12 protein-coding genes are annotated in these 13,271 nt (G+C 57.3%); 7 read left to right on the top strand and 5 right to left on the bottom strand.

The features are described from left to right. The first annotated feature begins 77 nt into the window (after positions 1-77). The 3 genes from ABR39_RS21175 (at position 78) to ABR39_RS21165 (ending at position 3,355) form a co-directional block, all read left to right on the top strand. Positions 78-353, top strand: a complete 276-nt coding sequence (locus ABR39_RS21175) for a metal/formaldehyde-sensitive transcriptional repressor (RefSeq protein ID WP_003857256.1) — start codon at positions 78-80, stop codon at positions 351-353. Positions 354-384: 31 nt separating this feature from the next. Further along, positions 385-1,503: an S-(hydroxymethyl)glutathione dehydrogenase/class III alcohol dehydrogenase gene (locus ABR39_RS21170; RefSeq protein WP_047348584.1), complete on the top strand. Its 1,119-nt coding sequence runs from the start codon at positions 385-387 to the stop codon at positions 1,501-1,503. Positions 1,504-1,663: 160 nt separating this feature from the next. Further along, on the top strand, positions 1,664-3,355 hold the full coding sequence (locus tag ABR39_RS21165) for a methyl-accepting chemotaxis protein (protein WP_047348583.1): 1,692 nt from the start codon (positions 1,664-1,666) through the stop codon (positions 3,353-3,355). A 119-nt stretch (positions 3,356-3,474) separates the two neighbouring features. Here ABR39_RS21165 and ABR39_RS21160 read toward each other — a convergent pair whose 3' ends face one another. From ABR39_RS21160 to ABR39_RS21145, 4 genes are all read right to left on the bottom strand, one after another. After that, positions 3,475-5,859 (bottom strand): glucose/quinate/shikimate family membrane-bound PQQ-dependent dehydrogenase, encoded by a 2,385-nt coding sequence (locus tag ABR39_RS21160; RefSeq protein WP_047348582.1) that lies wholly within the window; start codon positions 5,857-5,859, stop codon positions 3,475-3,477. A 714-nt stretch (positions 5,860-6,573) separates the two neighbouring features. Beyond that, positions 6,574-7,497: a LysR substrate-binding domain-containing protein gene (locus tag ABR39_RS21155; RefSeq protein ID WP_047348581.1), complete on the bottom strand. Its 924-nt coding sequence runs from the start codon at positions 7,495-7,497 to the stop codon at positions 6,574-6,576. Between the two features lie 181 nt (positions 7,498-7,678). Then, a complete protein-coding gene (locus ABR39_RS21150; RefSeq protein WP_047348580.1) occupies positions 7,679-8,560 on the bottom strand; it encodes an SDR family oxidoreductase in 882 nt (293 codons plus the stop codon). Between the two features lie 64 nt (positions 8,561-8,624). After that, the gene (locus tag ABR39_RS21145; RefSeq protein WP_008502282.1) at positions 8,625-9,014 is read right to left on the bottom strand and encodes a YdeI family stress tolerance OB fold protein; all 390 of its coding nucleotides are present in this window, start codon (positions 9,012-9,014) and stop codon (positions 8,625-8,627) included. A gap of 138 nt (positions 9,015-9,152) precedes the next feature. On the opposite strand from ABR39_RS21145, the gene ABR39_RS21140 reads away from it, so the two are divergent. The 4 genes from ABR39_RS21140 to ABR39_RS21125 are packed head-to-tail and all read left to right on the top strand — an operon-like array spanning position 9,153 to position 11,643. Next, on the top strand, positions 9,153-9,656 hold the full coding sequence (locus ABR39_RS21140; protein WP_047348579.1) for a hypothetical protein: 504 nt from the start codon (positions 9,153-9,155) through the stop codon (positions 9,654-9,656). A 9-nt stretch (positions 9,657-9,665) separates the two neighbouring features. Beyond that, entirely contained in the window at positions 9,666-10,112 is a 447-nt protein-coding gene (locus ABR39_RS21135; RefSeq protein ID WP_047348578.1) for a DUF421 domain-containing protein, read from the top strand. Positions 10,113-10,123: 11 nt separating this feature from the next. Next, positions 10,124-10,642 (top strand): 2-oxo-tetronate isomerase, encoded by a 519-nt coding sequence (locus ABR39_RS21130; protein WP_047348577.1) that lies wholly within the window; start codon positions 10,124-10,126, stop codon positions 10,640-10,642. Between the two features lie 17 nt (positions 10,643-10,659). Next, positions 10,660-11,643 carry an SDR family oxidoreductase gene (locus ABR39_RS21125; RefSeq protein WP_047348576.1) on the top strand — a complete coding sequence of 328 codons (984 nt, stop codon included), beginning with the start codon at positions 10,660-10,662 and terminating at the stop codon, positions 11,641-11,643. Here ABR39_RS21125 and ABR39_RS21120 read toward each other — a convergent pair whose 3' ends face one another. Further along, on the bottom strand, positions 11,644-13,269 hold the full coding sequence (locus ABR39_RS21120; RefSeq protein ID WP_047348575.1) for an alpha-amylase family protein: 1,626 nt from the start codon (positions 13,267-13,269) through the stop codon (positions 11,644-11,646). Positions 13,270-13,271: the final 2 nt, after the last annotated feature.

Below are 13,271 nucleotides of genomic sequence, written 5' to 3'. Positions count from 1 at the left end.
CTCACCCCAGAAATCTTAAGGTTTACATCGCGGTAATAAAATATGTACCATACCCCCCTATAGTATCAGGAGGGCGTATGCCGCATTCACCCGAAGATAAAAAACGTATTCTGACTCGCGTCCGCCGCATTCGCGGGCAGGTTGATGCCCTTGAACGCGCGCTGGAGTCGGGCGACCCCTGTCTGGCCATCCTGCAGCAAATTGCCGCCGTGCGCGGGGCTGCTAATGGCCTGATGGGCGAAATGGTTGAAATTCACCTCAAAGATGAGCTGGTGACGGGGGAAACGACGCCGGATCAGCGAGCCGTACGCATGGCAGAAGTCGGCCATTTGCTGCGCTCTTATCTAAAATAAACCCACACATCTCACAATAAGGGAAGACAATATGAAATCTCGCGCTGCAGTTGCATTTGGTCCCGGCCAGCCGCTCAAAATCGTTGAAATCGACGTGGCACCGCCGAAGAAAGGCGAAGTGCTGATCAAAATCACCCATACCGGCGTATGCCATACCGATGCATTTACGCTGTCGGGTGACGATCCGGAAGGCGTCTTCCCGGCGGTGCTCGGCCATGAAGGGGGCGGTGTTGTGGTGGAAGTGGGCGAGGGCGTGACCAGCCTGAAACCCGGCGATCACGTGATCCCGCTGTACACCGCGGAATGCGGCGAGTGTAAGTTCTGTAAATCCGGTAAGACCAACCTCTGCCAGGCGGTTCGCGCCACTCAGGGGAAAGGGCTGATGCCGGACGGCACCACCCGCTTCTCCTACAACGGCGAGCCTGTTTATCACTACATGGGCACCAGCACCTTCAGCGAATACACCGTTTGCGCGGAGATCTCGCTGGCGAAGGTGAACCCGCAGGCGCCGCTGGATAAAGTCTGCCTGCTGGGCTGCGGCGTAACCACCGGCATCGGCGCGGTGCACAACACGGCAAAAGTTAAAGAGGGCGATACCGTGGCGGTGTTCGGTCTCGGCGGTATTGGTCTGGCGGTGATTCAGGGCGCGGTCCAGGCGAAGGCCGGTCGGATCATCGCGGTCGACACCAACCCGGAGAAATTCAAGCTGGCGGGTGAAATGGGCGCGACCGACTTCGTGAATCCGAAAGACCACGACAAACCGGTTCAGGATGTCATCGTTGAGATGACCGAAGGCGGCGTTGATTTCAGCTTCGAATGCATCGGCAACGTTAACGTGATGCGTTCTGCACTGGAGTGCTGCCACAAGGGCTGGGGCGAGAGCATCATCATTGGCGTGGCCGGTGCGGGTCAGGAGATTAAAACCCGTCCCTTCCAGCTGGTCACCGGGCGCGTATGGCGCGGTTCCGCCTTTGGCGGCGTGAAGGGCCGTACCCAGCTTCCGGGCATGGTTGAAGATGCCATGGCTGGGAAGATTCAGCTCGATCCGTTCATTACTCACCGTTTACCGCTGGAGCAGATCAACGACGCGTTCGATCTGATGCACGAAGGAAAATCCATCCGCACCGTTATTCATTTCGGCGACAAGTAACTCTTCCGCCAGCGGTTTTTAGCCGCTGGCGTTTCTTTAATAATCTTCTCTAAAGTGTGACCAGTGCGGCGTTTTTAGCCGTAATCTAAATCCCAACCGTGCCGATGACTATCTGACAGGCGTGTTTTTACGCATCTTACCTACAAGAGAGTCGACGGTCATGGACAACACTACTTCGATGCCGGCGCAGCGCAAGCTGGGCTTCTTGCATCACATCAGGCTGGTTCCGCTGTTTTCCTCCATTCTCGGTGGCATTATTCTGCTCTTTGCCTTGAGCTCGGGCCTGGCGGGGTATTTCCTGCTTCAGGCCGATCGCGACCAGCAGGATGTCACATCCGAAATTCAGGTGCGTATGGGGCTGTCGAACAGCTCAAACCATCTGCGAACCGCGCGTATCAATCTGATCCACGCCGGTGCGGCAAGCCGTATCGCGGAGATGGATGCTATGAAGCAGAACATCAGCGAGGCGGAAACGCGGATTAAGCAGTCCCAGGATAGCTTTACCGCCTATATGAATCGTGCCGTGCGTACCGCTGAGGGCCAGGCGCTGGATGCGGATCTCAAGGCGCGCTACGACGCCTATGTTGCGGGGATGCAGCCGATGGTGAAATTCGCCAAAAACGGCATGTTCGAAGCGATCATCAACCACGAAAACGAAACGGCGCGCCCGCTGGATGACGCGTACAACGCCGTGCTGCTGAAGGCGATTAAGATCCGTACCGACCGTGCCAGCGCGCTGACCGCACAGGCGCACAGCCGCACGCAGCTGGGCCTGATGTTTATGGTGGGCGCGTTTGCACTGGCGCTGGTGCTGACGGCGATGACCTTTGTTGTGCTGCGCCGCACGGTGATCAACCCGCTGCAGCGAGCCGCGAAGCGTATCGAAAATATCGCCAAAGGCGACCTGACGATGCCGGACGACGTAGCCGGACGCAGCGAAATTGGCCGCCTGACGCGCGATCTGCAAACCATGCAGCACTCGCTTGAAAATACCGTGGGCACCGTACGTCAGGGTGCGGAGGAGATCTACCGCGGTACCAGCGAGATTTCTGCCGGTAACACCGATCTCTCTTCGCGCACCGAGCAGCAGGCCGCGGCGATTGAGCAAACCGCCGCGAGCATGGAGCAGCTGACCGCGACGGTGAAGCAGAACGCCGATAACGCCCACCATGCCAGCAAGCTGGCGGAAGATGCCTCCGGCAAAGCCAGCCGCGGCGGTCAGATGGTCTCCGGAGTGGTTAAAACCATGGGCAATATCTCCAGCAGTTCGAAGAAGATCTCTGAGATTACCGCCGTAATTAACAGCATCGCGTTCCAGACCAATATCCTGGCGCTGAACGCGGCGGTCGAAGCGGCGCGCGCGGGCGAGCAGGGGCGCGGGTTTGCCGTGGTGGCAAGTGAAGTGCGGACCCTGGCAAGCCGCAGTGCGAATGCCGCTAAAGAGATTGAAAGCCTGATCAACGAATCGGTTTCGCTGATCGACCAGGGCTCCGGTGAAGTTGTCGCCGCCGGCCATACCATGAATGAGATCGTCGATGCGGTTAAGCGCGTGACCGACATCATGTTGGAAATTGCGGCCGCGTCCGACGAACAGAGCCGCGGTATCGTGCAGGTCAGCCAGGCGATTTCCGAGATGGATAAGGTCACCCAGCAGAACGCCTCGCTGGTGGAAGAAGCCTCCGCCGCGGCGGCGTCTCTTGAAGAGCAGGGTGCGCGTCTGACCGAGGCGGTCGGCGCGTTTCGTCTGAGCGGCGCGAAGCAAGGGCGCGCGGTAACGTCTGCGCCAGTGGCGAAGAACGCGCCGCTGCGTCCAGCGGCAGCGGTTTCCGGGGATAACTGGGAGACGTTCTGAGTGGCGTGTTGTGTCGGGTGGCGGCTTCGCCTTACCCGACCTACTTGTATTTGCAGGCCCGCGTAAGCGAAGCGCCACCGGGCAAAAAAAAGGGACCTTTCGGTCCCTTTTTTCATCCGTTACTTCTTATCGGGTAACGCATAGGCGATAACGTAATCACCGCGATCCGGCGACTGGCGAGCGCCGCCGGCGTTAATGATGATGTACTGTTTACCGGTTTTCGGCGATACGTAGGTCATCGGACCGGACTGGCTGCCGACCGGCAGGCGGTCTTTCCAGATCTCTTTCCCGGTGGCGGTATCAAACGCGCGCAGGTAGAAGTCCTGAGTGCCGGCAAAGAACAGCAGGCCGGACTGGGTAGAGAGCGATGCGCCAAGCGTCGGCATTCCGATAGGGATAGGCATGTGCATGCGGATGCCGAGCGGGCCGGTATCTTCTACCGTGCCGACAGGAACCTGCCACACCAGCTTGCCGGTTTTCAGGTCAACCGCCGACATGGTGCCAAACGGTGGCTTCTGGCAAGGAATGCCCAGCGGCGACAGAAAGCGTTCGCGCATTGCGCCGAACGGCGTGCCGTCCATCGGAACGATACCCATCTCAATGCCGCTGGCGTTTTTCGCCACGTTAGCGCGCGGCACCATGTAGTTTGCCAGTCCCAGGCGCATATCGTTGACGAACATCAGGCTGTTGTTCGGGTCAACGGAGACGCTGCCCCAGTTCATCCCGCCGAGAGAGCCGGGGAACTGCAGGGACCGGTCGAGGCCCGGCGGGGTGAAGACGCCCTGATGACGCATCTCTTTAAACTGAATGCGGCACAGCAGCAGGTCGACAGGCGTCGCTCCCCACATGTCGGACTCGGTCAGCGTCTGGTTGCCAATCATCGGCATGCCAACGGAATACGGCTGGGTCGGAGAGTAGCGTTCACCTTCAACGTTACCCGCCGGAACGGGACGTTCCTCAACCTTCGCCACCGGCTTACCGGTTTCGCGGTTAAGCATGAAAATCATGCCCTGCTTGCTGGTCTGCACCAGCACAGGCGTGGTTCCGCCTTTACCGTCCGGCAGGTCGTACAGCAGCGGCTGGGAAGGCAGGTCGAAGTCCCACAGGTCGTGGTGGGTGGTCTGGAAATGCCAGCGGACCTGACCGGTGGTCGCGTCAACGGCGACGATGGAAGAACTGTACTTATCGTCCAGCGCGGTGCGCTCGCCCGCCCAGAAATCCGGGGTGGCGTTGCCGGTTGGCAGGTAGATCAGGTTCAGCTTAGCGTCGTAAGACATCGCAGACCAGACGTTCGGCGTACCGCGCGTGTAGGTCTGGCCTTCCGGCGGCAGGCCGGTCAGGTTCGGGTTACCCGGATCCCACGCCCAGGCCAGCTTGCCGGTGTGAACGTCATATGCCCGCACCACGCCCGGCGGTTCACCGGTGGAGAAGTTATCCGCCACGCGTCCGCCGACGACAACGACATTCCCGGCAACCAGCGGCGTGGAGGTCTGCTGATAATACCCCGGCTTGATCTCGCCCATGCCGACGCTGAGGTCAACGGTGCCATGGTCGCCAAAGTCTTCACAGACCTTGCCGGTATCCGCGTTGATGGCAATCAGGCGGGCGTCGGTGGTCGGCAGGAACAGGCGGCGAGGGCAGGCCGCAGGCTGCATTTCTGCTTGTGATGTCGTCACGCTTGAGCGATCTTCAAAATAGCCCAGACCGCGGCAGCGCTGCCAGTTAGGCGCCGTGGCTTTGGAATCGTAACGCCATTTTTCTTTACCGGAGTCCACGTCCAGCGCCAGCACTTTGCTGTACGGGGTACAGACATAGAGCGTGTCGCCAACCTGCAACGGGGTGTTTTGATCTTCCGCGCCGGAGCCGTTGCTCTGCGGAATATCGCCGGTGTGCGCAACCCAGGCGACCTTCAGGTCGTTGACGTTTTGCTTGTTAATCTGGTCCAGCGCGGCGAAGCGGTCGCCGTGCGTAGTGTTGCCCCAGTGCTCCCAGTTTTTTTGCTGCTCGCCGGGTGCGACGGGTTTAACCGGCACGGGCTCGTTTGCCGCCACGAGGGTTTGCGGCTTAAACATCCAGCCCAGGCTGACCAGCATAACCACGGCCAGCACGGCCGCGATCCCAAACGCTGGCGCTTTGTGAACCGCAGTACCGGTGTTCGCGGCGCGCAGGAAAGGCCAGACGATGGCACAGAGGAAGGCCAGAACGGCAAAGGTAAACAGGCGCGAGAAGAGCGGCCAGAAATCCCAGCCCGCATCGCTTACCGCCCAGAACAGCGAGGCAATAAAGGCGATGCCGTAAAGCACGATCCCGCTGGTGCGATTGAGGAAAATCAGGATCGCGGCAATCACCATCACCACGCCCATAATCAGGAAGTAACTACTTCCGCCCACGGTGGCGAGCTTAAAGCCTAACCCGCCGACAGCCAGACCGATGAGTATCATCAGTCCGGCAAGAAGCCACTGCAGAATACGAGGTATCCCGCGCGGCGCGCTGCCAAATGCCATTTCTGTCTCCTTAAACCCCCCGATGTATCAGAACTGTGCTGGTGTGTACCAATTGGGTAATAAGATGTCGGGGGATAATGCTTTTTACGGTGTTGAACGCATTGAATGCGGTTGAAATCACCTTAAACAAATAGCGTGCGAACCATTTGGTGAATTCGCGGCTATGATAAAACTGTTAAATTGTTTTACGCAATTGTTAATGAATGATTTCGCATTATTTGATTAGAGGGCGGAGCAGTACCCTTGCCCCTCTGTCGCTGAGGGTTTCCCATAAAATAATGCCTGCACAGATAACCCCCTCTCCATTGAGGGAGAGGGCTGGGGTGAGGGGGAACATACGGCTCAGGTGGTCATTCCGTTCACTTTATGTTCCTTGCTACTCTGTAACGACATGACCGGTGAACGTGCCAGGGTGGCTCAATCGCCACCACCCTGGCGACCCGGGCTCCCGGCGGTAAATCGCCGCTTCGCGGTACCCTCAGCTTATTCCTTCAGGCTATCGGGTCGGGCATGAGCCTGCATCCCTGCAGGCCACGCCCTCTCGGCGCATCCCTGCGCCTCGCCCCGGCCTTACGGAAACGCTTCGGCGATTTACAGCCGGACCAGGATATCGCTGTAAGGTATTCATTTTCCAGAGACAGCGTACATCGCTTCAGGTAAAAAAATTACTGGAGAACCCTCAGCCTTTCGGAGAGGGTCAGGTGGGGAAAGATCTCAGACCGGCATCGATTTACGAATGGCGCTCAGCAGCGTTTGCGCACCAACAGAAAGCGGGGTATCCACCCGGGTCAAAATACCGATAGGTTCACCGGCGCCGGGGGCGGTCACCGGCAGGGCGGTCAGCGTTCCCTGACGCAAATCATCTTTCACCGCCCCGGAGGGCACGAACCAGACGTAGTCATAGTCCAGCGTGAGCTGGCGTGAAAGCGAGGCCGAAAGCGTTTCGATACAGCCTGAAGGCAGCGTACATCCCTGCATCTGCAGCAATGTTTCGGCGGCCTGGCGCGGGACGGTTCCTTTCGGGCAAACCACAACAGGCCACTCCGTGACGCGGCTTAGCGTGACGGTGTCCTGCAAAAGAGGGTGATCGGGACGCACCACCAGCTTCATGGACTCCAGGAACAGCAGTTCGTAATTGAGACCGCCCATCAGTTCCGGGTCGGACATTCGGCCGATACCGAGATCCAGCTCGCCCGATTTCAACCCCGCGAGCAGCATAGTGTTATTCATGGTGGCAACCTGAATGGTGGTATGCCGCTGCTGCTTGTGGAACTGGCCGATGACCGGCGGAAGAATGCCCAGCGCCGCGGTTGGAAGAGCCCCCACGCGCACGACCTCGCTGGCCTGCTCTGCTTTTCGGTGCAGGGACTGGCCTGCGGTATTGAGCGCATCCAGAACCTTGACGGCGTGGGTGAGGAACTGTTCGCCCACGAGGGTTAGCTGCGCCCCCAGCCGACCGCGGTCAAAAAGCCGGGCGCCGGTAAGCTGTTCCAGCTCGTTGAGGGTTTTCGAGAGCGCGGGCTGGCTCAGGTTAAGAGTTTCAGCCGCACGCCCCAGCGTTCCCTGTTGAGCGACGGCCACAAATGTATGCAAATGGCGCAAGCGTATGCGCTGACTGAACAGACCATTTTTTTCCATAGGCGATGTTAAAAACAGAGCGATGCGGGTGACAAGTTAAGTTGTTTAATTTTGATAACCTGATAGCAAAATATTTTTAACATTTGATCTGTTTGAGTTACAACAGATTTTTCGGCAGGGGATAAAAGTGAACGTCCTTGTTCATTTATTGCTCATTGCGGAGGGGGAATAGCTAAGCGGTTTAGATTACGCCGTCACCGCCGTCAGAACACCACACCTGACCGGAGGTAAAGGAACATTCATCCGAGGCCAGCGTGACGTACAGCGGGGCAATCTCCACCGGCTGACCCGGACGTCCCAGCGGCGTATCGCCACCGAACTCCTTCACTTTTTCCATCGGCTGGCCGCCGCTGGATTGCAGCACCGTCCAGTAAGGGCCAGGGGCGACCGCGTTAACGCGAATGCCTTTCGGCCCCAGCTGTTTGGCTAAGGATTTGGTAAATACTGCGAGACAGGCTTTCGTCTGGGCATAGTCCAGCAGTACGGGGCTGGGCTTCACCGCCTGAACGGAGGAGGTGTTGATGATAACGGACGACGCTTTCAAATGGCGCAGCGCCGCCTTCGTGATCCAGAAAGGCGCATACACGTTGGTTTTAAACGTCGCGTCAAAATCTTCGGTGGTCAGCTCTTCTAACGATTCCCGGAACTGCTGACGGCCGGCGTTATTCACCAGAATGTCCAGCCCGCCCAGCTTCGAGACGGCTTCTTCAACAAGATTCTGACAGAAGGTTTCGTCCCGGATGTCCCCAGGCAGCGCGACGGCCTTGCGGCCTTCCGCTTTGATCAGGTCAATGACTTCAACCGCGTCTTTCTCTTCTTCCGGCAGATAGTTAATGGCCACATCAGCCCCTTCACGGGCATAGGCGATCGCCACCGCGCGACCAATACCGGAATCGCCCCCGGTAATCAGCGCTTTTTTGCCGGCAAGACGACCATGCCCTTTGTAACTTGTTTCCCCGTGATCGGGTACAGGCTGCATTTCGGATGCCAGTCCCGGCGGCGTTTGCGGCTGTTCCGGGAACGGGGGCTGCGGGTAAGCGTTCTTACGTTGTGTATCACTCATAGCTGACTCCTTAAGCCAAGGGGTGAGATTTGATGGATAGTTGCAGCGTTAACGCTTCGCTGAATTATTTCTGCAAACGATCGACACGGACGACGGCAGGCGATGATTTTTTATCAAGCGAACCGTTGATGCTGATCATCTGATCGGGTTTTACCGTTCTGCCGTCGAAAACTGCCTGGGGAATAATAACGTCGATTTTTCCGGTTTTGTCCTGAAATACAAACTTATCGCCGCTACCGTCAATAAGATTACCGCGCAGTGAAATTGTTGCACCATCGTGCAGTTGTTTTGCCTGATCGATGGTCATAATTCGCGCGTCGTCGGTTCCGCGATATCCGCTGTCGAGAGCGTGCGGTGGCGGCGGTGCTTCACCTTTTTGTAACCCGCCGTTATTATCTGCCCATGCGGCCGGAACCAGAAATATCAAAAAAGCGGAAATAAGTGATAATTTCATCTGATATCCTTCATTTTGGTTGTCTTGACTTATTAAGTATTGTTGCTATTCCTTTATGTGGCAAATGTGATAAGTCCTAAAAACATTCGCGTTAGAAATCAAAATTATCGGATAATAAGCGAAACGGTGACGGCGGCCATGAAGCGTGAAAATGAAAAGTTACCCGGGATAGATGAAAGTTATCGTTTGCTGACGTTTGAATACGCATTTCGTCAGGTTGGTTTTATTGTTCTGTTGGCTATTATCGTCGCCGCCGTTGCCGGTCTGTTTTCAAGCGGAATGGTGAGCGACACGGCCAAAACGAATTCCGCTAACTCACTGACCATAAACTACGAACGCTTCGGACGACGCGAGACAGAGACGCGGATGCAGCTGATGTTTCCGGTGCAAACGGAGGGGAAGTATACCCTCAGTATGACCAGCGAGAGCAGCGAAGCGTATGAGCCGGGAAGCGTCTGGCCGCAGCCGGACAGCATGTTCAGCCGCGGGAATACCCTCTATTTTGTCTACAACAATCTGAAAAAGACGGACACCTTCTCTGTGTTGTTCTTTACGACGCCTTCCCTCGCGGGTAAATGGAATACCGTCATCCGTATAAACGACGAGCCGGAAATGACCATCTGGCAATTTATTTACCCGTAGGAGGCTGATATGGATATGGTCTTTCGCGCGCTGGCTATTTATCTGTTCCTCATGGTGGTATTTAAAGTGGCCGGGAGACGCGCGCTGCTGCAGATGACCAGTTTTGATCTCATTCTGCTCTTAATTATTAGTGAGGCCACGCAGCAGGCGCTTCTGGGACAAGATTTTTCCGTCACCGGTGCGATGATTACGATTACCACCCTGGTGGTAGTTGATATTATATTCGGACTGATGAAGAAATATTTTTCCCCGGTAGAGAATATCCTTGATGGCACCCCCGTGATTCTGGTTGAGAACGGCGTCCCTTTAGCAGATAAACTTAAAAGAGTCGACGTATCTTGCGATGATATTCTGGTGTCAGCGCGTCAGAATAATGGCATTACGGAAATGAGCAAAATCAAATATGCCATACTTGAGCGCAATGGGCATATTTCAATCATTCCTTTCGAGAAATAAGAGGCGGCAAGATGAGCAATCTTTTTCACGACAACAATAATACCGTGGGTGAACTGACGAAAAAGCTGGCGAGCAAATTAACCGACCTCGGGCTTCGCTTAACCACGGCCGAATCCTGCACGGGAGGAAAGCTCTCGGTGGCGCTTTGTGCGGAAGAGAACACCGCCGATTTTTATGACGTCGGCCTGGTCGTGTTTAGCGATGCCGCGAAAGAGCGGATCCTCAGCGTTCGTCCTGAGACGCTCGCGCGGTATACCGCCGTCAGCGAACAGACCGTCACCGAGATGGCCGCCAGTATCCGCGACATTGCCGAGGCTGATATCAGCATCGCCATCAGCGGATACGCAGGCCCGGAAGGGGGCGACGATGGCACGGCGGCGGGGACGGTCTGTTTTGCCTGGAATATACGTGGCCAGACGAAAACCCGCACCGTACTGTTTTCCGGCGACTGTCAGGACGTGGTGGAAAAAGCGGTGCATTTTTCGCTGGCTGAACTGGTGACAACGTTGTCGGACGGGAATAACGGCTAAACGCACGCGGAGGTTGTATGGCTGTCATAGTGATTACCGGCGGAACGGCGGGCGTGGGAAAAGCCACGGCGCTGCGCTTTGCAAAGGCAGGTTACGATGTGGGGCTTATCGCCCGGGATGAAGCAAGCCTGCACTCCACGCAGGAAGAGCTACGGCGGTTTGGCGTCAATGCACACGCCGTGCAGGCGGATGTGGCCGACAGCCAGGCGGTGGTGGATGCCGCTAACGAGATTGAGTATCGCCTCGGCGCGATTGATGTCTGGGTGAATAATGCCATGGGGGCCGTCCTGGCGCCGTTTCGTACCCTCACGGCGGACGAGTTTCGCCGCGTCACTGACGTGACCTACCTTGGCTACGTGAACGGCACCCGCGCCGCACTGGAGCTAATGGTTCCCCGCGACAGGGGCGTGATTATCCAGGTGGGTTCGGCGCTGGCCTACCGATCCATTCCGCTGCAGTCAGCCTACTGCGGGGCCAAGGCGGCGATCCGCGGGTTTACCGATGCGGTGCGTACCGAGCTGATGCATGAGAACAGCCGGGTTCAGCTTTCGATGGTCCAGATGCCGGGGCTCAATACCCCGCAGTTCGAATGGGCGAGAAATAAGTTCGCCTGGGCGATGCGCCCTGTGCCGCCGGTATTTGAGCCTGAAGTCGCTGCCAGCGCCATTTTCAGGGTGGCGCAAAAACCGGTACGGGAGCTGTGGGTGGGCAGCAGCACCATCCAGTCGATAGTCGGTCAGTTTCTCTTCCCCGGCTTTCTTGACCGGCTGATGGTGAAAAAAGCCTGGGAAGGTCAGATGACCGACGATCTGAACGCGCCGGATCGCCAGGACTATCTCGATCGTCCGGTTAACGACCTGCACAAAATCCATGGGCGCTTCACTGACGAGGCGAAAAACCGCGCGTCGTCCGTCACTTCCGGTATGCCGGGTAAAGTGGCGTTAGGGGCTCTCGCGGTGGCGGGGATTATGCTAACGCGCCTGATCGCCCGCCGGAAATAATCAGCGCAGCGCGCTACGGTGCGTCCAGAACCAGCGATAGCCGTAGCCGCCAAGCGTGAGCTGAACGGTTTTGCCGCAAATCAGCGCATCATCGTAGCGCTTGTCCGCGAGACAGGCGGTCCAGGTGGCGTTGCGGATCCCCTTCGCGGTGAACTGCACCGGCTCGTCGCTGAAGTTAACGAAGGTCAGGATGCTGCGTTCGTCGGTCTCGTAGTAGATCCCCAGCACCGCGTCATCATCGATCGTGATAAGACGAAACGGCGCAACGGCAATCTCGGGAAACTCCGAGCGAGTATTGGCAATATCAATAATCCGGTGCAGGAGCGAGTTGCGGTGGAGCAGCGAATCGGCCACGTTGATTTTCTGATAGCGGTAGGGGCCGTGGTCGATAATCGGGGCAATAAATTTATCCGGATCGGCGGCGGAAAAACCGCCCCCCTGTGACCCTGCCCACTGCATGGGGGTGCGCACGGCATAGCGCTCCTCCAGCTCCAGATCGTCGCCCATGCCTATCTCATCGCCGTAGCGCATCACCGGGACGCCCGGCAGGGAAAAGAGCACGGCATGGCAGAACGCCAGCCGCTTCCGATCGCCATTCAGCATCGGCGCCAGGCGGCGGCGGATCCCGCGCTGGTAGACGTTCATCTCTTCATCAGGGGCGAAGGTGTCGAGCACAAACTGCTTATCTTTCTGGCTAATCCCTTCCAGGTCCAGCTCGTCATGGTTGCGCAGCCAGTTGGCAAAACAGCAGGAGTCAGGCGGGACGATCATTTTCTTCACCGCATTGCGCAGCGGCCGGGCGCTTTTCTTTGCCAGGCTGACGTAGAAATACTTGTTGAGCCAGAAGTTCAGCACCAGATTCAGGCGGTCATTATTGCCGAAGTAGTCGCGATAGGTTTCCACCTCGACGTCAACTTCACCCAGCAGGATCGCCTCCGGGTTGTGCTGCTCAATAAGACGGCGCATATGTTCGAGGATCCACAGACCCTTTTTTTCATCACCGTTTCCCGCTTGCGTGGTGAGGTGGGAGGCGGCATCCAGACGAAAACCCGACACGCCCAGCTTGAGCCAGAAAAGAATGATGTTCTCAATCTCTTTCAGCACCGCGGGAGAGGTCAGGTTCAGATCCGGCTCGTGACGATAGAACATGTGCCGATAGTATTGTCCCGCCTCGTCGTCCCAGGTCCAAATGCTTTTTTCCACGCCGGGGAACATGGGCGGCGTGTCGTCCTCGTCGTTATCAGACCAGAGGTAATAATCACGATAGGGTGACGCCGGGCTGCGGCGGGCCTGCTGGAACCAGGGGTGTGCGTCCGAGGTGTGCTGGATCAGCAGCTCGATAATGACCTGCATGCCCAGCTCGCGTGCCTGTTCGATAAAGGCGATGATATCGGCCAGTTTTCCGAAGCGGGGATCCACCTGGAGATGGTCGCTGACGTCGTAGCCTTCGTCGAGAAAGGGGGTGAGATAAAACGGGGTGATCCAGATGACCGTCGCCCCCATGCGGCGAATATAGCGCAGCTTGGCCGCTATTCCGGCGATGTCCCCGCAGCCATCGCCGTTCAAATCATAAAATAGTGCGGTATCAATCTGATAAATAATGGCTCGCGTATGCCAGTCCGTCATAG

Origin of the sequence: Enterobacter genomosp. O (assembly GCF_001022965.1) — a bacterium.
Lineage (GTDB): Bacteria > Pseudomonadota > Gammaproteobacteria > Enterobacterales > Enterobacteriaceae > Enterobacter > Enterobacter cloacae_L.
Note: the sequence above shows the minus strand (reverse complement) of the source record. Positions and strands in the feature narration are given on the sequence as shown.